At 66.9% G+C, this 18,000-nt stretch carries 18 protein-coding genes; 12 read left to right on the forward strand and 6 right to left on the reverse strand.

Annotated elements, in window-relative coordinates; translation table 11 throughout:
* Nucleotides 1-25: 25 nt before the first annotated feature.
* From leuS to WDN01_16150, 8 genes are all read left to right on the forward strand, one after another.
* Nucleotides 26-2,599 (forward strand): leucine--tRNA ligase, encoded by a 2,574-nt coding sequence (gene leuS / locus WDN01_16115; protein MEJ0027551.1) that lies wholly within the window; start codon nucleotides 26-28, stop codon nucleotides 2,597-2,599.
* The gene (gene lptE, locus WDN01_16120) at nucleotides 2,596-3,117 is read left to right on the forward strand and encodes an LPS assembly lipoprotein LptE (protein ID MEJ0027552.1); all 522 of its coding nucleotides are present in this window, start codon (nucleotides 2,596-2,598) and stop codon (nucleotides 3,115-3,117) included. Before leuS ends, lptE begins: the two co-directional genes overlap by 4 nt.
* Nucleotides 3,118-3,137: 20 nt before the next feature.
* The gene (locus WDN01_16125; protein ID MEJ0027553.1) at nucleotides 3,138-3,320 is read left to right on the forward strand and encodes a hypothetical protein; all 183 of its coding nucleotides are present in this window, start codon (nucleotides 3,138-3,140) and stop codon (nucleotides 3,318-3,320) included.
* Nucleotides 3,317-3,901 (forward strand): Fic family protein, encoded by a 585-nt coding sequence (locus WDN01_16130; GenBank protein ID MEJ0027554.1) that lies wholly within the window; start codon nucleotides 3,317-3,319, stop codon nucleotides 3,899-3,901. Before WDN01_16125 ends, WDN01_16130 begins: the two co-directional genes overlap by 4 nt.
* Nucleotides 3,898-4,926 carry a DNA polymerase III subunit delta gene (gene holA, locus WDN01_16135; protein ID MEJ0027555.1) on the forward strand — a complete coding sequence of 343 codons (1,029 nt, stop codon included), beginning with the start codon at nucleotides 3,898-3,900 and terminating at the stop codon, nucleotides 4,924-4,926. The genes WDN01_16130 and holA overlap by 4 nt, the downstream gene beginning before the upstream one ends.
* A gap of 186 nt (nucleotides 4,927-5,112) precedes the next feature.
* Entirely contained in the window at nucleotides 5,113-5,886 is a 774-nt protein-coding gene (gene hisF, locus WDN01_16140) for an imidazole glycerol phosphate synthase subunit HisF (GenBank protein MEJ0027556.1), read from the forward strand.
* Between the two features lie 14 nt (nucleotides 5,887-5,900).
* Nucleotides 5,901-6,830, forward strand: coding sequence for a CHAD domain-containing protein (locus WDN01_16145; protein MEJ0027557.1), 930 nt, complete (start codon nucleotides 5,901-5,903; stop codon nucleotides 6,828-6,830).
* A 180-nt stretch (nucleotides 6,831-7,010) separates the two neighbouring features.
* Nucleotides 7,011-7,190: a hypothetical protein gene (locus WDN01_16150; GenBank protein ID MEJ0027558.1), complete on the forward strand. Its 180-nt coding sequence runs from the start codon at nucleotides 7,011-7,013 to the stop codon at nucleotides 7,188-7,190.
* A gap of 144 nt (nucleotides 7,191-7,334) precedes the next feature.
* On the opposite strand, the gene WDN01_16155 is transcribed toward WDN01_16150, so the two are convergent.
* Complete coding sequence (locus WDN01_16155; GenBank protein MEJ0027559.1) at nucleotides 7,335-7,922, reverse strand: histidine phosphatase family protein; 588 nt, start codon at nucleotides 7,920-7,922, stop codon at nucleotides 7,335-7,337.
* Nucleotides 7,923-7,981: 59 nt separating this feature from the next.
* On the opposite strand from WDN01_16155, the gene WDN01_16160 reads away from it, so the two are divergent.
* A complete protein-coding gene (locus tag WDN01_16160) occupies nucleotides 7,982-8,434 on the forward strand; it encodes a PaaI family thioesterase (GenBank protein ID MEJ0027560.1) in 453 nt (150 codons plus the stop codon).
* A gap of 2 nt (nucleotides 8,435-8,436) precedes the next feature.
* Here WDN01_16160 and ribA read toward each other — a convergent pair whose 3' ends face one another.
* Complete coding sequence (gene ribA, locus WDN01_16165; protein MEJ0027561.1) at nucleotides 8,437-9,522, reverse strand: GTP cyclohydrolase II; 1,086 nt, start codon at nucleotides 9,520-9,522, stop codon at nucleotides 8,437-8,439.
* A gap of 72 nt (nucleotides 9,523-9,594) precedes the next feature.
* Here ribA and WDN01_16170 point away from each other — a divergent pair, with 72 nt between their 5' ends.
* The gene (locus tag WDN01_16170) at nucleotides 9,595-10,278 is read left to right on the forward strand and encodes a response regulator transcription factor (protein ID MEJ0027562.1); all 684 of its coding nucleotides are present in this window, start codon (nucleotides 9,595-9,597) and stop codon (nucleotides 10,276-10,278) included.
* A 184-nt stretch (nucleotides 10,279-10,462) separates the two neighbouring features.
* Nucleotides 10,463-11,497 carry a DUF2807 domain-containing protein gene (locus WDN01_16175; protein MEJ0027563.1) on the forward strand — a complete coding sequence of 345 codons (1,035 nt, stop codon included), beginning with the start codon at nucleotides 10,463-10,465 and terminating at the stop codon, nucleotides 11,495-11,497.
* Nucleotides 11,498-11,536: 39 nt separating this feature from the next.
* Here the strand turns inward: WDN01_16175 and WDN01_16180 are convergent, their stop codons facing one another.
* From WDN01_16180 to WDN01_16190, 3 genes are all read right to left on the reverse strand, one after another.
* Entirely contained in the window at nucleotides 11,537-12,736 is a 1,200-nt protein-coding gene (locus WDN01_16180) for an ABC transporter permease (protein ID MEJ0027564.1), read from the reverse strand.
* Nucleotides 12,733-13,428 (reverse strand): ABC transporter ATP-binding protein, encoded by a 696-nt coding sequence (locus tag WDN01_16185; GenBank protein MEJ0027565.1) that lies wholly within the window; start codon nucleotides 13,426-13,428, stop codon nucleotides 12,733-12,735. Before WDN01_16185 ends, WDN01_16180 begins: the two co-directional genes overlap by 4 nt.
* 148 nt (nucleotides 13,429-13,576) lie before the next feature.
* Nucleotides 13,577-14,764, reverse strand: a complete 1,188-nt coding sequence (locus WDN01_16190; protein MEJ0027566.1) for an efflux RND transporter periplasmic adaptor subunit — start codon at nucleotides 14,762-14,764, stop codon at nucleotides 13,577-13,579.
* A 171-nt stretch (nucleotides 14,765-14,935) separates the two neighbouring features.
* Between WDN01_16190 and WDN01_16195 the strand changes: the two genes are divergently transcribed.
* Complete coding sequence (locus WDN01_16195; GenBank protein MEJ0027567.1) at nucleotides 14,936-16,966, forward strand: PBP1A family penicillin-binding protein; 2,031 nt, start codon at nucleotides 14,936-14,938, stop codon at nucleotides 16,964-16,966.
* A 105-nt stretch (nucleotides 16,967-17,071) separates the two neighbouring features.
* Here the strand turns inward: WDN01_16195 and WDN01_16200 are convergent, their stop codons facing one another.
* The gene (locus WDN01_16200) at nucleotides 17,072-17,962 is read right to left on the reverse strand and encodes a DUF3800 domain-containing protein (GenBank protein MEJ0027568.1); all 891 of its coding nucleotides are present in this window, start codon (nucleotides 17,960-17,962) and stop codon (nucleotides 17,072-17,074) included.
* Nucleotides 17,963-18,000 lie beyond the last annotated feature (38 nt).

Consider the following 18,000-nt stretch of genomic DNA (forward strand, 5'->3'; position numbering starts at 1 on the left):
CCGGCAGCGGGAAGGTCTCGAAGCGATGGCGCGATACAACGCCAAGGAAGCGGAACGCAGATGGCAGGCGGCGTGGAACGCCGCCGGCAGTTTCCTGACGCCGTCGCTCGCCGAATCGGGCGGCAAGCCCAAATGTTATGTGCTGGAGATGTTCCCCTATCCGTCGGGGCGCATCCATATGGGCCATGTGCGCAACTACACGATGGGCGACGTCATCGCCCGCTTCCGCCGCGCGCAGGGGTTCAACGTCCTGCATCCGATGGGCTGGGACGCCTTCGGCCTGCCGGCCGAGAACGCGGCGCGCGACAATGTCAGCGCCGGCAAGAACACCGGCACCAATCCGCGCGACTGGACCTATGCGAACATCGATGCGATGCGCAGCGAGCTGCAGGCGCTGGGCCTGGCGATCGACTGGACGCGCGAATTCGCCACCTGCGATCCGGAATATTACCGGCACCAGCAGAAGCTGTTCCTGGATTTCTACAAGGACGACCTCGTCTACCGCTCCGAAGCGGATGTGAACTGGGATCCGGTCGACATGACCGTGCTCGCCAACGAGCAGGTGATCGACGGCAAGGGCTGGCGCTCCGGCGCGGCGGTGGAGCGGCGCAAGCTGAGCCAGTGGTTCTTCCGCATCACCCGCTATTCGCAGGACCTGCTGGCGGCGCTCGATACGCTCGACAAATGGCCGGAGAAGGTCCGGCTGATGCAGAAGAACTGGATCGGGCGCTCCGAAGGGCTGCGCTTCGCCTTCGACCTGTCGAGCGGCGGGACGCTGGACGTGTTCACGACGCGGCCCGACACGCTGTTCGGCGCCAGCTTCGTCGCGCTCTCGCCCGATCATCCGCTCACGGAAGAGCTGGCGAAATCCGATCCGGGGCTGGTCGCCTTCATCGCCGAGTGCCGCCGCACCGGCACCGCCGAGGCCGAGATCGAGACGGCGGAGAAGCTCGGCTACGACACCGGCCTGACCGCGGCGCATCCCTTCGATCCGGCCTGGAAGCTGCCGGTGATGGTGGCCAATTTCGTGCTCATGGGCTACGGCACCGGGGCGATCTTCGGCTGTCCGGCGCACGACCAGCGCGACCTGGATTTCGCGCGCAAATACGCCCTGCCCGTGCTGCCCGTCGTGGTGCCCGAAGGCGCCGACCCCAAGGACTTCAAGGTCGGCGAGGAGGCCTATGTCGGCCCCGGCCGGCTCGCCAATTCCCGCTTCCTGGACGGGCTGTCCGTCGAAGACGCGAAAGCCGAAATCGCCAGGCGGCTGGAGGCGCAAGGCCGCGGCACGCGCACGGTGAACTACCGGCTGCGCGACTGGCTGGCCTCGCGCCAGCGCGCCTGGGGCTGCCCGATCCCGATGATCCATTGCGCCAAATGCGGCGTGGTCCCGGCGAAAGAGAGCGACCTGCCGATCCGCCTGCCCGACGACCTGGATTTCACAGTCAAGGGCAATCCCCTGGACGCGCATCCCACCTTCAAGCACACGACCTGCCCCGCCTGCGGCGGCGAGGCCCGGCGCGAGACCGATACGCTCGACACCTTCGTGGATTCCTCCTGGTACTTCGCGCGCTTCGCCGATCCGACGGCGGCCGATCCGGTGAACCGCGACGCGGTGAATTACTGGCTGCCGGTCGATCAGTATATCGGCGGCATCGAGCATGCGATCCTGCACCTGCTCTATGCCCGCTTCTTCACCCGCGCGATGAAGGCGACCGGATGGGTCGCGCTCGACGAGCCCTTCGCGAGCCTCTTCACGCAAGGGATGGTCTGCCACGAGACCTATCAGGACGCGGCGGGCGCCTGGCTCCTGCCCGAGGAGGTCGAGAAGCGCGACGGCAAGGCCTATCGCAAGGGCAGCGGCGCCGAGGTGACGGTCGGCCATTCGGAGAAGATGTCGAAGTCCAAGAAGAACGTCGTCGCGCCGATGGGCATGATCGACACCTATGGCGCCGACGCGATCCGCTGGTTCATGCTGTCGGATTCCCCGCCGGAGCGCGACGTCGACTGGTCGGAGGCCGGGGCCGAGGGCTGCTGGAAATTCGTCCAGCGCATCCACCGGCTGGTGACGGAGGCCGAGCCCCTGCCGCCGCCCGGGGCCGCGATCGGCGACGTCGCCGGCGGGGCGCTGGCGCTGCGCCAGGCGACGCACCGCGCCATCGCCGCGGTGACCGAGGATCTCGCCCATCTGCGCTTCAACCGCGCCGTGGCGCAGATCTATACGCTGGCCAATGCCGTGCAGCAGCATGCGGGCGCCGACGGCGCGGTCCGGCGCGAGGCGCTGGAGGCCATCGTGCTCCTGATCGCGCCGATGATGCCGCACTTGGCGGAGACCTGCTGGGAGGCGCTCGGCCATAAGACGCTGCTGGTCGATACGCCCTGGCCGTCCTTCCGCGAAGCCCTGACGCGGACCGACAGCGTGACCATCGCGGTCCAGGTCAACGGCAAGCGGCGCGGCGAGATCACCATGCCGGTCGGCGCCAGCGAAGCCGAGCTGCGCGCCGCGGCGCTGAGCGAGGACAACACCGTGCGCGCGCTGGAGGGCAAGACGCCGAAACGGGTTATCGTGGTGCCGAACCGCATCGTGAATGTCGTGATATGACGCGCTTGCCCGCCATCGCGCTTGCCTTGGGCCTCGCCGGCTGCGGCTTTCATCCGCTCTATGGCGGGATGAACGGCGCGATGCGCGCGACGCTGGCGACGATCTATGTCGAGCCGGTGTCGGACCGGATCGGCTACGAATTGCGCAACCAGATGATCGACCTGCTCGACGGCCCCGGCACGCCGAGCGGCGCGGCCTATCACCTGAAGCTCCAGCTTACCGAGACGACCCAGGGCGTCGCCTTGCAGAGCGACCCGAACACCTCGACCATCACCCGCTACAACGACACGCTGAAGGTGACCTATTCGCTGACCGACGGGACCGGGAAGGTCGTGACCAGCGGCACCGAGACCGGCCTCTCGGCCTATAACGTGCTGCCGACGGGTCCGACGATTCCGCTGAGTCCCTCGGCCAATTACGGCACGCTCGCGGCGCAGCAGGACGCCGACAAGCGCGCCGCGCAGGACATCGCCGAACGCATCCGCCTCGACCTCAACGTGTTCTTCGCAAAGCGCTAGCTTGGGGCTAGTATGGCGGCATGAAGAAACGCCCGTCATCGCGCGGCATCATCGGCCACGACCGCTTCGCCAAGATCAGCGCCGTCGAGGGCATCCCGCGCAACGCCGACCTGGACGCCGATTTTCGCCGCTTCGAGGTGCGCAAGCTTTCGCAGGCGGAACGGCGAAAGTTCCTGGTTCGAAAATATGGCGGCAAGGGGTGACCGGGTACGACCCCGTCGCCGATCCTTATCGCTACGAAGGCACAACGATCCTCAGAAATCTCCAAGGCATCCGCAGCGCGCCCGATCTCGAGCGGTTCGAAGACGCGATGGCCCGCCAGCGCGCCAATGAACCGCCGCCAGCCGGCCGGTTCGGCGTCGCGCATTATCGCGCCGTCCACCGGCATCTTTTCCAGGACGTGTATGCCTGGGCGGGCAAATTTCGTACGGTGCGCGTGTCGAAAGGCGCGAACGCCTTTTGCTATCCCGAGCATATCGAACGCGAGATGCGGTCCCTTTTTCTGTCTCTTGGGGAGCAACGCCAACTCAGAGGATTGGCCAGGAAAGACTTCGTGCATTCGGCGACGGCCTTTCTTGCGACCCTGAACGCGATCCATCCGTTTCGCGAAGGAAACGGTCGGACGCAGCTCTCCTTCCTCATGCTCCTTGCGGAGCGAGCCGGGCACCCCATGGACATCGATCGTCTCGAACCGCGACTTTTCCTTGCCGCCATGATCGCCAGCTTTAGCGGCGATGAGCGGCCGCTCGCCGCCGAACTTGCCAAGCTCACGGAGGCATCATGACCGAGATCAAGGGGGCTGGGGTCGACCGTGCGCTTTCGCATTTCCCCAAGGAGATGGTCGCGGCGCTGATCTTCGGGCCCGACCAGGGATTGGTGCGCGAGCGCGCCGAGACGCTGATCAAATCCGTCGTGCCCGATCTCAAAGACCCGTTCCTCATCGCCGATCTCGACGATTCGACGCTCGCCTCCGACCCGGCGCGGCTGTTCGACGAGGCGGCGGCGATCTCCATGCTGGGCGGGCGGCGCGTGGTGCGGGTGCGCGGCGCCGGCAACGGCCTCGCCAAGCTGTTCGAGCGCTTCCTGGACGATCCAGCGGGCGACGCGCTGGTCGTGGTCGAGGGCGGCGATCTCGCGCGCGGAACCGGCCTGCGCAAGCTGTTCGAGGGCGCCGACAATGCCGCCGCCATCGCCTGCTATGGCGACTCGGCGCGCGACCTTCCCGATGTCATCCGCGACGCCCTGCGCGCCGACGGCTTCACCATCGCGCCGGACGCGCTGGCCGATGCCGCGTCGCGGCTCGGCTCCGACCGGGGCGTCACCCGCCGCGAATTGGAAAAGCTCGCGCTCTATGCCCGCGGACAGAAGCAGATCACGCTGGAGGATGTCCGTGCCGTGCTGGGCGACGAGGCGGAGGTGCGCGCCGAGGAGGCGCTCGACGCCGCCGGCCAGGGCGACCTGAAGAAGCTCGACCTGGCGCTCGAACGCCTTTGGGTCGCCGGCACCTCGCCGGCCGCGATCATCCGCATGGGGCTGTCGCATTTCCAAAGGCTCGCGCTGGCCAGATCGGAGATGGAGAAGGGCGAACCGCTCGACAACGCGCTGCGCAAGCTGCGCCCGCCGCTGCACTTCATGCGCCAGGCCGCGTTCAAGGCCCAGGCGAATGTCTGGGACAGCCAGCGCCTGCTCGAAGCCTGCGATCTGCTCCTGGAGACCGAGGCGCTCACCCGCACCACCGCCGTGCCGGCCGAAACCGTGACGGCGCGGGCGCTGTTCAACATCGCCGCGATGGCGCGGGCGCGGCGCTAATACTTTCCTCCCCCGCTGTTGCGGGGGAGGTGGCATGCCGTAGCGAAGCGAAGGCATGACGGAGGGGCGGCCGTCCCGCACAGGCCCCCTCCGCTTCGTTCGCTACGCTCACTCAGCACCTCCCCCGCAACAGCGGGGGAGGAAAACCGCGTCGCGATTTTGATGCGACTGCGATAGGCTTATGCAATGTTGAAAATCCGCATCATTCCCTGCCTGGACGTGAAGGACGGCCGCGTCGTCAAGGGGATCAATTTCGAATCCCTGCGCGATGCCGGCGATCCGGTCGAGCAGGCGATGGTCTATGACGCCGCCGGCGCCGACGAGCTCTGCTTCCTCGACATCACCGCCTCCCACGAGAACCGCGGCACCATCCTGGACGTCGTGCGCCGCACCGCCGATGTCTGCTTCATGCCGCTGACCGTCGGCGGCGGGGTGCGCACGCTGGAGGATATCCGCGCCCTGCTGCTCGCCGGGGCCGACAAGGTCTCGATCAACACCGAGGCGGTGCGCCGCCCGGAATTCGTGCGCGAGGCGGCGGAGAAATTCGGCAGCCAGTGCATCGTCGCCGCGATTGACGCGAAACAAGGTTCCCACAATCACAATGGCCCACCCTTCGAGGTGTTCACCCATGGCGGGCGAAACGCGACCGGCATCGACGCCGTCGCCCATGCCGTGAGACTTGTGGAATACGGCGCCGGAGAGATATTGCTGACCTCGATGGACCGCGACGGCACCAAGATCGGCTACGACATCCCGCTCACCCGCGCGGTCTCCGACGCAGTGCCGGTTCCCGTCATCGCCTCGGGCGGCGTCGGTACGCTGGACGATCTCGTCGCCGGGGTGCGCGACGGCCATGCCTCGGCCGTGCTTGCCGCCTCCATCTTCCATTTCGGCCAGGCGACGATCGCGCAGGCCAAGGCGGCGCTGGCGAAAGCCGGATTGCCGGTCAGGCCCGCATGATGGAATATAGGCTCATGGAAGAGCCGCGCGTCGCCATCGTCCGCTCCTACCGGCCCAGCCACGGCGATCCCAATGCGCGCGCGGTGAACGCGCGCCCGGTGCAGCTGCGCAAGCGCATGAGCGCGGCGGATGCCTTCCGCTCCACGGTGCTCGAATGCCTCGCCCAGGTCGGCGGCAACGCGCCGGCGATCCGCGCCCGCGATCCCGAGGGCGTGCACCAGGTGCGCGTCGGCCTGCGCCGGCTGCAGATGGCGCTGAAATCCTTCGGCGCGGAGACGCCGGAGCTCAGGGCGCTGGGCAAACGCGGCCGCGCCATCGCCGACGCCTTCGGCCCGGCGCGCGAGCTCGACGTCTTCGCCGGCGAACTCTTGAAGCCCGTCCAGGCCAAATACGCCGATCACGAATCCTTCGCCGCCTTCGTGCTGGCGCTGCGCCATGCGCGGGGCGAGGCGTGGGACGACGCGCTGGCCGAGATCCTCAATCCCGATTTCGGCGCCTTCCTGAACGACGTCGCCGCTGCGGCCGAGCAGATCCCGCGCGACGGGCGGCGCATCGGCAAGGTGAGCCGCAAGGCGCTCGACGAACACTGGGCCGTCGCGAAGAAGCGCGGCAGGAAGGTGAGGAAGACCTACGACCGGCGCACCCACAAGCTGCGCATCGCGCTCAAGAAGCTGCGCTATGCGGCGGAGTTCTTCGCGCCGCTTTATCCGCGCCGCAAGACCGCGGCCTATATCCGCGCGCTGAAGGACCTGCTCGACCGCATGGGCGAGGCGAACGACGTGCACGGCATTTCGGGCACGCTGGCGCGGATCGGCAATGCGGCCGAACTGCGGTTCGCCGCCGGCGTCGTCGCCGGCTGGCACGCCGGCCGCGAGAAGCGCCTGACGAAGAAGGCGATGAGGGGCTGGAAGGACTTTAGGAAGCTCAAGCCGTTCTGGGATTGAAGCGTCGGCCGCGGCCAATCCAAACTGTCATGCCCGCGCGGGCGGGCATCCAGGGCAGTCCCGAACGATGTCGCGAGACCATCGCTATTTCGTCTACATCATGGCGAGCGGCCGCACGGCACGCTCTATGTCGGCGTCACGAGCGATCTCCTTCGGCGTGCCCATGAACACCGCGAAGGACTGGTAGAGGGCTTCACCAAGAAATACGGCGTGAAGACGCTGGTCTGGTTCGAGGAATTCCGGGACGTCCGCGATGCGATCGATTTTGAAAAGCGTCTGAAGAAGTGGGAACGAAAGTGGAAGATACGGCTGATCGAAGAGGTCAATCCCACATGGGCGGATATCGCTCGCAATCTCTGAACGGTCGAGTTGTCTTGGCTCAGAGATCAGCAATCGTGCAGTCGGCTCTGGATGCCCGCCTACGCGGGCATGACAGAAATAGGTTTGTCATGCCCGCGCAGGCGGGCATCCAGAGTAGTCCCGCTCAGCGCTGCAGTGACATATTCAGCGCTCCCGCAACGGCACGTTCATCGCCGCGAGCCTGGGCACGCCATCCGCGCCGACCGCCAGAATCAGCGCCCCCGCCAGATCCAGTTTCTCCGGCATCGCCGTCGCCATGTTCCAACCCGTCGCCAGCGTGTACGCGCTTCGCAACACCCCGCGATGCGCAAACGCGATCGCGTCGCGCTCGTCCCGCGCCGCGTCGCGGAGGAAGCCCGCCACCCGCGCCAGAAGCGCCCGCGTGCTCTCACCGCCCTTGGGCGTGAAGTCGATGGCGCTGCCCGCCCGTACGAAAGCGTCGGCGCCGTCGCGCGCCATTATCTCCTCCCGCGTCAGGCCCTCCCATTCGCCCCAATGGTGCTCGGCGAGCCGCGCATCCGGCACGGCGTCGGGAAAGCCCAAGAGCGCCGCCGTCTCTCGCGCGCGGACCAGCGGGCTGGTGAAGGCCCGCGCCCGTTCGAAGCCCTCCGGCGGCAGGAGACCCGCCATCTTGGCGCGGCCGGCGGCCGACAGCGGCATGTCGATGCGGCCCTGGATGCGGCCTTCCGCGTTCCAGTCGGTCGGCCCGTGACGCAGGAATGCGATGCGCAATTTGTCTTCCCCCAAGCGGTATGCAGGATGGACGCATCGATATCATAAGACGGAATCCCATGCGCCGCGTCGTCGACAAGACCAAGCCGGAAGACTTCCCCCCGAACGTCCAGGCGATCTTCAAGCGGGCCGCGCCGTGCTCGGCCTGGCTGAACCAGGAGTTGCTGGAAGTCGACGTCGAGGAGGGCTGGGTCAAGATCGGCTACGACCTCGGCGCGGCGCATTTCAACCGCTTCGGCGCGCTGCATGGCGGGGCCATCGCCTGCGCGATGGACGACGTGCTGGCGGTCGCCGCCGGCTTCGTCGCGCAATGGGGCGAGATCGCGCCGACGCTGGAGATGAAGGTGAGCTATCTCAACCAGGGCGCCGCGGGCCGCCATGTCGCCGAGGCCAGGGTGCTCAAGCGCGGCCGCACCATCAACTTCCTCGAAGCGACGCTGGCGCGCGCCGACGGCAAGACCATCGCGACCGCCACCGCCACGATCATGATCGCGCCGCTGAAGCGCGGATAGCCTCACAGCAGGTGGCCGGACCGCTCCGCCTTGGTGCGCAGATAGGCGCGGTTGTGCTCGTTGTCGGGGAAGGCGTGGCGGACGAGGGCCGCGACCTTCACGCCGGCCGCCTTCAGCCCGGCGACCTTGTCGGGATTGTTGGTGAGCAGGCGCACCGATTTGTAGCCCAGCAATTGCAGCATGCGCGCGGCGATGCCGTATTGCCGCTCGTCGGCCTCGAAGCCCACGCGCTCGTTGGCGTCGATGGTATCGAACCCCTGGTCCTGCAGGCGGTAGGCGCGCAGCTTGTTGATCAGGCCGATGCCGCGGCCTTCCTGGGCGAGATAGAGCAGCACGCCGCCGCCGGCCTTGGAGATCGTGTCTATGGCGCCGCGCAACTGCGCGCCGCAATCGCATTTGAGCGAGCCCAGAAGATCGCCGGTGAAGCATTCCGAATGCAGCCGCGTCAGCACCGGCTTGCCGGTCGGCGGCGCCCCGATGACGATGGCGTAATGCTCGGGCCCGCCGTCCTCGGGACGGAAGGAGACCAGCTCCGTCTTCTCCGCGCCTTCCAGGGGCACGCGGGCCCGCGCCACGATTTTCAGGGTACGGACGATCTCGTTCTCGTAGGCGAAGGCATCGGCGGCGGCGAGCGCGGCTTTCGCGCCGCGGCGCGCCGGCTCGACCACGGCGGCAGGCAGAAGGCCCGCGAGCTTGGCGAGCTTGACCGAAGCGGCATAGGCGGCGGGCAGGGTGTCGCGCACCGTATCGAACGGGCCTTTCAGCGGATAGGCGAGATCGTCGGTCGGATCGGCGATGGCGCGCAGATGGGCGAGGTCCATGTCGCGCGGAACGGCGAGCGCCACGACGTCGGGCGTGTAGAGGCGGATCTTCAGCGTGCGGGCGCGCGCATGGCTGAGCACCAGGCGCGCCTTCCCGGAACGCCCGAGCGCCGCCAGCGCCGGCGCGGCCAGGGTTTCGACGGCGCGTGCGACGATTGCGCCGCCCGGCCCGCCGATCGTCACGGGACGGCCGCGGCGAAAGGCATCGACCGCCAGGATGACGCGGTCCACGACCGAGGGCACCGGGGATTTGGGGGAGGGCTTCATCGCGTTTCCACATACACCCGCGCCGCAAAACCGGGTAGAGTCCGCCGCCCCTAACCGAACGCCCATAAACGCATGCCCAGTGCCAAACGCGTCCTTCTCGTCGACGACGATGCCATGCTGCGCAGCTCGCTCGCCGAGCAGCTCGCGAGCGAAGGCCCCTATGCCATCGTGGAGGCCGCCGATTGCGCCGAGGCGCGGCTCCGCGCCCGCGAAGGCCTCTACGAATTCATGATCCTGGACGTCAGCCTGCCGGACGGCGACGGCCGGGCCCTGTGCCGCGAATTCCGCGACAGCGGCGTCACCGCGCCGATCATCCTTTTGACCGCGGCCGATTCCGACGCCGACACGATCGAGGGCCTGAATTCGGGCGCCAACGACTATATCGCCAAGCCCTTCCGCTTCGCCGTGCTGATGGCGCGGGTGCAGGCGCATCTGCGCAGCCACGGCCAGAGCGAGGAGGCGGTCTACCGCATCGGGCCCTATACTTTCCGCCCCAGCGCCAAGGTCCTGCTCGACGCGGCGGAGCGCAAGATCCGGCTGACGGAGAAGGAAACCAATATCCTCAAATTCCTCTACCGTTCGGGCGAGACGGTGCCGCGCGAGACGCTGCTGCACGAGGTGTGGGGCTACAACCCGGCGGTGACCACGCACACGCTGGAAACCCATATTTACCGGCTGCGCCAGAAGATCGAGACCAATCCCGGCCAGGCGCGTATCCTGGTGACGGAAAGCGGCGGCTACCGCCTGATGCCGTGAAACCAGGGGCTTAGCACTAGTTTGTTCCCCTTCCGTCCTCGCAGGGCGGTCGCGCAAAAATAACGTTCGTGTGCCACTAATGGGGACACCCTATGTGTCCCTCAAGACGAACGGCGCTCTCTGGCCGGCACTTCGCCGGCTTGCGCTTACGAGGCGAAAGAAAATGAATAGCGGAAGACATTCCATGCTGATCGGGGCCGCGGTGGCGGCCTTGCTGGTGCTGCCGGCGGCGGGCGCGGATTCGGGCTGGGTGGTGTGGCCGACCAAGAGCTTTCCCGCCAAGACGCTGCGCGTCGACGACGTCGTCGGCTCGGTCAAGGTCAACGTCCAGGACGGGCCGATGAAGGTCGACGTCTCCGGGTCGCGGGCGATGGTCGCCGGGCTGACGGTGAAGCAGGACGGCGGCCAGCTCACGATCTCGGGCAGCGAGGTCGAGAGCTTCAACGTCTGGGACTGGAAGAAGTGGTTCGACTTCTCCCACATCAATGACGGCCGCGAGGGCAAGCTGTTCATCAAGGTGACGGTGCCCAAGGGCGCGGACGTCCGCGTCGTCGACCTGGTCGGCAACGCCACGATCGGCGACACCTTCGGACCGGTGCGCCTGGACACCGCCGGCGACGCGACGGTCGGGCGGACCTCGACGGCGCGCATCTCGATGTCCGGCTCCGGCAAGACCACGGTCGCCGACGTCGCCGGCGAATTGCGGCTGGAGATCGCGGGCTCCGGCCGGATCGAGGCGCACAATGCCGGCTCGGTCCGGGCCGACATCGCGGGCTCGGGCGACGCCTTCGTCGGGGCGGTGGCCAACGGCATCAATGTCGACATCGCGGGCTCGGGCGATTTCACCGCCCAGAAGGTCAACGGACCGGTCAAGGTCGACATCGCCGGCTCGGGCAATGTGAAGATCGCCGACGGCTATGCCGATCCCCTGCATGTCGACATCATCGGCGCGGGCGACCTTTATTTCGGCGGCATCGCGGTGAACCCGCGGATCTCCGCGGTGGGCTCGGGCAGCGTCAGGATCAAGGCCTATCGCGGCAAGCTGTCGAATGACGGCATGGCCGATGTGCAGATCGGCGGGCAGAACTATCCGGCGGCGAATGCGATACCTCCGGTCCCTCCGATCCCGCCCATTCCGCCGGTTCCGCCGATTCCCGGCAGCCATGCGCCGCCGCCCGCACCGCCCGCGCCGCATCATTCGGACGACGACGACAATTAGCAGGCGTTCGGCCCACCCCTTGCGGAAGGGTAGATACTTCTACTCGTGCCGGAGCGCTTCGATGGGGTCGAGGCGCGCGGCGCGGCGGGCGGGGAAATAGCCGAAGGCGACGCCCACGGCCGCCGCGAAGAGAACCGCGATCACCACGATGCCCGGCTGGAAGATGAAGGGCATGTGCAGCACGCGCGCCAGCCCGGCCGAGGCCGCCAGGCTCCACAGCACGCCGACGATGCCGCCCGACGCCGACATCACCACCGCCTCGATCAGGAACTGCAGCAGCACGTCGCGCTCGCGCGCGCCGATGGCGAGGCGGATGCCGATCTCGCGCGTGCGCTCGGTCACCGACACCAGCATGATGTTCATGATGCCGATGCCGCCGACCAGGAGGCTGATCGCGGCGACGGCGGAGAGGAAGGCGGTCAGGATGCCGGCGACGCCCTGCACCACCTGGGTGATCTCCTGCATGTCGGTGAGGTCGAAATCGTCGACCTGGCCGGGCAGGATGTGGCGGCGCTCGCGCATAAGGCGGTTGATGGCGTCCTTGGCGTGTCCCATCTCCGAGGCGCTTGCCACCGAGACGCGGATGACGTTGATCTGGGTCGTGCCGGCGAGGCGGCGCTGCACGGTCTTGAGCGGCATCAGCACCAGCTCGTCCATGTCCTGGCCGAAGGACGAGGTGCCTTTCGGCTCCATGACGCCGATCACCTCGCAGGTCATCTTGTTGATGCGGATGCGCGAGCCGACCGGGATCTGGTCGCCGAAGAGCTCGCGCCGGGGCGTCTCGCCCAGGATGCAGACCGATTTGCCGCCGAGAATCTCGGCGGCCGAGAAATCGCGGCCGTAGATGACGTTCCAGTTGCGGCTGCGCAGATAGGAATTGTCGGTGCCGTCGATCTGGGTGGAGTGGTTGTGGTTGCCGCTCACCGCCACGCCCGGCGTGGCGAGCTCCGGCACGACTTCGGCGAGGCCCGGCACGTCGCGCCGGATGGCGTCGACCGTCGCCATGTCGAAGGGCGTCGTCGCGGTCGGCGGGCCGTTGCGCTGGCCCGGGAACAGGATGAGCATGTTGTTGCCCATGGTCGCGATGTCGGAGGTGACGCGGCTGTTGGCGCCGGCGCCGAGCGTGACCATCAGGATCACCGCGCCGACGCCGATGACGATGCCGAGCGTGGTCAGCCCGGCGCGCAAGAGGTTGTTGCGGATCTCGCGCAGCGCGAGCAGGAAGGCGTTGAGGATCATGGCGCCCCCGTGTCCGAGGCGATCAGCCCGTCATGGAAGCGCACCTGGCGGCTCGCATAGGAGGCGACGTCCTCCTCATGCGTCACCAGCACGATGGTGAGGCCGCGCTCGGCGTTCAGCGATTTCAGGAGACGCATGATCTCGTGGCTCTTGGCGCTGTCGAGATTGCCGGTCGGCTCGTCGGCGAAGACGACGGAGGGATCGGCGACCAGGGCGCGCGCGATGGCGACGCGCTGCTGCTGGCCGCCGGAAAGCTCGGCGGCGGTGTGGTTCTCGCGGCCGGCGAGGCCGACCTGGCCCAGCACGGCGAGGCCTTCGCGGCGGCGCTGGGCCGTGGCGACGCCGCGATAGATCAGCGGCAGCTCGACATTCTCGAGCGCGGTGGTGCGCTTGAGCAGATTGAAGCCCTGGAACACGAAGCCGAGATAGTGACGGCGCAAGAGGGCGCGCTGGTCGCGCGTCAGCGAGCTGACATCGGTGCCGCGGAAGAAATAATGTCCGGCGGTCGGCGCGTCGAGGCAGCCCAGGATGTTCATGCAGGTCGATTTGCCCGAGCCCGAGGGGCCCATCACGGCGACGAATTCGCCGTCCCGGATGGTGAGGTCGATGCCGGCCAGCGCCGCGACCTGAGCCTCGCCGGTCCCGTAAATCTTGGTGACCTTGCGAAGCTCGATGAGCGGGACATCGGCCATTCTATTCGGCCCAACGAGTCGATTGCCGGGGCCCCCTGCCTGCCGTCATCCCCGCGAAAGCGGGGATCCAGACACCGTTGCCGCCCAGACACTGGATGCCTGCCTTCGCGGGCATGACAGTTTTTGTTGGGATGGAGAGCATCATGCGCTACGGCTTCGCGACCGGCTTTGCGGCGGTGTCGATGACGGCGAGGTCGCCGTCCTTCAGATCGCCCGACAGCACGACGGTCAGATGGCCGTCGCTGGCGCCCAGCTTCACGTCATGCGGCTTCAGAACGCCGTTCTCCTGAACCCACACCCGGCCCCAATTGACGCCGTTCTGCGGCACGGGCTGCGGCGGCGCCTTCGCTTTCACGTCGTCGGGCGGCACGAAGCGCAGCGCCGTGTTGGGCACGAGCAGCGCATGGCGAACCTGGGCGGCGTCGATCTGCGCCGTCGCCGTCATGCCGGGCTTCAGGAGGCCTTCCTTGTTGGTGACCAGCAGCACGCCGCGATAGGTGACGACGCCCTGCACGGTCTGCGGCGCGTTGTGGATCGAGATCAGCCTGGCGGCGAAGCGCCGCGCCGGATAGGCATCGACCGTGAAGCTCGCCTGCGCGCCGGTCTTGAGCAGGCCGACATCGGCCTCGTCGATGTCGACGTCGAGTTCCATCTGCGACAGGTCGCTCGCCAGCGTGAACAGCACCGGCGTCGTCATCGCGGCGACCACGGTCTGGCCGGCGGAGACCTTGCGGTCGAGCACCACGCCGTCGATCGGCGAATAGATCGTCGCCTTGGCCAGCGTCGTCTCGTTCGAGTTCACCTGGGCGCGGGCGAGCTTCACGCCGGCATTGGCGCGGGCGAGATCGGCATTGGCGGTGTCGTATTCCTGGCGCGAGGCGGCGTTGCCCTTCATCAGGGCGGCGGTGCGGCGCTGGGTCTGGCCGGCCTGGATGAGCGTCGCCTGGGCCTGGGCCAGCGTGGCGCGGGACTGGGCCAGCGCCGCCTCGAAGGCCAGCGTGTCGATCCGGGCGAGCTTCTGGCCCTTCTTCACATGATCGTTGAAATCGACATAGAGCGCGTCGATCTTGCCCGAGACCTCGGCGCCGACATCGACCTCGTCGCGCGGGGCGAGCGTGCCGGTGGCGCTGACCGTGATGGCGAGATCGCCGCGGGCGACGGCCTGGGTCGTGTAGGCGGGCGCGGCGCCCCGGCCGAAGGCCATGCCGAGACCCACCAGCACGGCGACGATCCCGCCGGCGATCCACAGCCATTGGGTGCGGGTGAATTTCGGCGCGGACAACGCGCCCAGCCCGAGCCGCGAGGCGAGATCCTGGTCCTGCTTTGAATCGGCCAAGGCCCGTTAACCCCAAAACCCGGCAGACAAGTAGTGATCCGGCGGTTCAGGCGCAATGCAGTACCCGACATTTCTGTAGGGGAAGCTCCGAATGGTTCCCGCCGCCCGGATCGATATGTTTAACACCCGTTAACACTTGGCTCCTAGAAGCAGGATCCGAAGGGCCGCCCGATGCCACGCAAGGCACAGTCCGAACCGAGTTTCCGCGAGGGTCCCCCCCGGCCCGCGCCACCCGCGCCGCCGCCCCAAAAGCCGCGCCGGCGCCGCGCCTGGCCCTATGCCGTGATGCTGCTGATCGCCTGGGGCGCGATCTTCGGGGCGGTGTTCTGGTCGCATTTCCTCTCCGACCTGCCCGACACCACCAAGCTGATGATCGCAGGCTCGTCGCATGACGTGACGGTGCTCGACGTGCAGGGCCGGCTGATCGCGCGGCGCGGGCTGACGCAGGGCGAGCGGGTCGACGTGGCGCGCCTGCCGCCCTATGTGCCCAATGCCTTCATCGCGATCGAGGATCGCCGCTTCCGCTCCCATCTCGGCATCGATCCGATCGGGCTCCTGCGCGCCGCGTTCGAGAACATGCAGGCCGGCTATGTCCGCCAGGGCGGCTCGACCCTGACCCAGCAGCTTGCCAAGAACCTGTTCCTCAGTCCCAGCCGCACCTTCGAGCGCAAGCTGCAGGAGGCGATGCTCGCCCTCTATCTGGAGTCGCGCTATTCCAAGGACCAGATCCTCACGCTCTATCTGAACCGCGTTTATTTCGGCGCCGGCGTCTACGGCATCGAGGCGGCGGCGCAGCGCTTCTTCGGCAAGCATGCCGAAGAGCTCACGCTTCCCGAGGCCGCGATGCTGGCGGGCAGCGTGAAGGCGCCGGCGCGGTTCAATCCGCTGGCCGACACCGATGCCTCGATGCAGCGCGCCACCGTCGTGCTGCAGGCGATGGTCGAATCCGGCTTCATCGATGCCAAGACGCGCGCCGACGCCGAGGCGACGCGGCCGCGCATCGTGCGCGGCTCGGGCACGCCGGGCTCGGGCTATTTCGCCGACTGGGTGCTGAGCCGCCTGTCGGGCTATATCGGCGATACCGACGATTCGCTCATCGTCGAAACGACCTTCGATCTCGACGCCCAGGCGCTGGCCGAGCGGGCGGTGGCGCAGGGCCTGGCGGCGGACGGCGACAAGCTGCATGCGAGCCAGGCGGTGCTGGTGGCGATGACGCCGGACGGCGCGATCCGCGCCATGGTCGGCGGCCGCTCCTATGCCGCAAGCTCATTCAACCGCGCCACCGATGCGCTGCGCCAGCCGGGTTCGGCCTTCAAGCCCTTCGTCTATCTCGCCGCCTTCGAGCATGGCCGCACGCCGGACGACGTCATCAATGACGGCCCGGTCGACATCCATGGCTGGCGGCCGCAGAACTATGAGGGCCGCTTCGAGGGCGCGATGAGCCTGACGCGGGCCTTCGCGAAATCCTCCAACTCGGTGGCGGCGCAGTTGACGCAGGAAGTCGGGCCGGCGGCGGTGGTGCGCACCGCAAGGCGTCTCGGCATCTCCTCGCCGCTGGAAGCGGTGGCTTCGCTCGCGCTCGGCACCTCCGGCGTTTCGCCGCTGGAGCTGACGAGCGCCTATGTGCCGTTCGCCAATGGCGGGCATGGCGTCAACGCCTTCACGATCACCCGCATCAAGACGCGCAGCGGCAAGGTGCTCTACCAGCGCCGGGGCTCGGGCCTGGGCGAGGTGATGTCGCCGCTCAGCGACCAGCAGATGACGCGGCTGATGATGGAGACCGTGACCACCGGCACCGGCAAGGCGGCGCGGCTCGACGGAAGGCCGACGGCGGGCAAGACCGGAACTACGCAGGACTATCACGATGCCTGGTTCGTCGGCTTCACCGCCGATCTGGTCTGCGGCGTGTGGATCGGCAACGACGACAACGCGCCGATGGTGAAGGCGACGACCGGCGGCACGCTGCCGGCGCGGATCTTCCACAGCTTCATGGTTGCAGCGGAGGCCGGCCTGCCGGTGAAGCCTCTGCCGGGCGATGCCGGCGGCGTCGTGGCGACCGATGCGGCGGCGGTGACGCCGGCCGCAACGCCCGATGCCACGCCGGCCGCCGCGGCGCCCGCGCCGGATGCGCCCGACGCCGACAAGAAACCGGGGACGATCGAGGACCTGATCGACAATATCTTCGGCAAGAGCGGGACGTAGCTTAAGCCCTTAAGCACCCTACGGAATTTGTATTATTGAACTATTAGCTCCGAACGACTACATTAGTCGCGGAGGCTTTGTGGCGTGCGCGCTGCATTGCCTTTCTCATTCTCCTCCCGATTTTTCGATGATCGTGCGCAGGTCTGTGATGTGCGCGACGCTCCATATTTCGAAATTGGGATTACCCTGCCTATTGCGAAATGCGCGATGTCTCATCCGGGCGAGTTGAACGATATAGGGTGTTAGTTCTTCGCGCCGCGGCTTTGTCATGTTTGGCAGCCGAAAGCACCACGACATGCAATATGCCACGAGATCTGCGATTTGAACGCCGGTCGTAAGATCGCTGTGAACAAAAAACGGTTCCGGAATGATGAGCGACGCGCGGTGCCTACCGATTGCCGTTTCTTTAAAATAGCGCTGGGTTTGGTCAATTAGGATGTGACTTTTCGATTTCTCTAGCTCGTCGAAAACAACAATGCCCTGCGGCTGCGTACCCATCTCGGCGGCCGAATCTTCCAAGAAGTAGAAAAATCTCTCAAATAAATAACCGTAGTCCTTCCGCAAGCCATCGTGTTCCGTGTCCGGAGCACCTTGCTCCACCATGCTCACGAATATCTTGCAGCGATGTCTTTCGCAGATCGAAAATACTTCCGAGACATACCTGATTTTTGCAAGCGCCTGAGCTTTAAGATGACGCACAGTCGCGTTGAGCGCTCCGTCTTCGAGAGACGCCTTGGCGAGTGAAGGTATTTCGTGCGGTAACACCTCACAGTTTAAAGACGCGAGGCGAAACGTCTTCGCCTTAAGTATCTTCTTACCCTTAAGCTCTCTGCTTCCCGCGCTGTAGCGACGACCAAAGTTTGAAACCTCAGCGTCGTGCAGTTCCTTTATCAGATTCCAGAGGACGCGATCTTCTATAGCAACGCCCGCCAATACTTCGTAAGGCGACTCGTTATGATCTTGTCCACTTTCGTCTACAAATAGAAACCAAGCCATGCGCCATCATAACTCGCGCCGGCCGGCGGAGCCAATCG

The sequence above is a fragment of the Rhizomicrobium sp. genome (assembly GCA_037200985.1).
Taxonomy (GTDB): domain Bacteria; phylum Pseudomonadota; class Alphaproteobacteria; order Micropepsales; family Micropepsaceae; genus Rhizomicrobium.

Bases quoted from the DNA above. Each gene is read 5' to 3' on its own strand.
- WDN01_16175 (MEJ0027563.1), top strand. From the start codon at position 10,463: ATGCTGATCGGGGCCGCGGTGGCGGCCTTGCTGGTGCTGCCGGCGGCG.
- WDN01_16170 (MEJ0027562.1), top strand. From the start codon at position 9,595: ATGCCCAGTGCCAAACGCGTCCTTCTCGTCGACGACGATGCCATGCTG.
- WDN01_16125 (MEJ0027553.1), top strand. From the start codon at position 3,138: ATGAAGAAACGCCCGTCATCGCGCGGCATCATCGGCCACGACCGCTTC.
- WDN01_16160 (MEJ0027560.1), top strand. From the start codon at position 7,982: ATGCGCCGCGTCGTCGACAAGACCAAGCCGGAAGACTTCCCCCCGAAC.
- leuS (MEJ0027551.1), top strand. From the start codon at position 26: ATGGCGCGATACAACGCCAAGGAAGCGGAACGCAGATGGCAGGCGGCG.
- WDN01_16195 (MEJ0027567.1), top strand. From the start codon at position 14,936: ATGCCACGCAAGGCACAGTCCGAACCGAGTTTCCGCGAGGGTCCCCCC.
- WDN01_16180 (MEJ0027564.1), bottom strand. From the start codon at position 12,736: ATGATCCTCAACGCCTTCCTGCTCGCGCTGCGCGAGATCCGCAACAAC.
- ribA (MEJ0027561.1), bottom strand. From the start codon at position 9,522: ATGAAGCCCTCCCCCAAATCCCCGGTGCCCTCGGTCGTGGACCGCGTC.
- WDN01_16200 (MEJ0027568.1), bottom strand. From the start codon at position 17,962: ATGGCTTGGTTTCTATTTGTAGACGAAAGTGGACAAGATCATAACGAG.
- holA (MEJ0027555.1), top strand. From the start codon at position 3,898: ATGACCGAGATCAAGGGGGCTGGGGTCGACCGTGCGCTTTCGCATTTC.
- WDN01_16145 (MEJ0027557.1), top strand. From the start codon at position 5,901: ATGGAAGAGCCGCGCGTCGCCATCGTCCGCTCCTACCGGCCCAGCCAC.
- lptE (MEJ0027552.1), top strand. From the start codon at position 2,596: ATGACGCGCTTGCCCGCCATCGCGCTTGCCTTGGGCCTCGCCGGCTGC.
- WDN01_16185 (MEJ0027565.1), bottom strand. From the start codon at position 13,428: ATGGCCGATGTCCCGCTCATCGAGCTTCGCAAGGTCACCAAGATTTAC.
- hisF (MEJ0027556.1), top strand. From the start codon at position 5,113: ATGTTGAAAATCCGCATCATTCCCTGCCTGGACGTGAAGGACGGCCGC.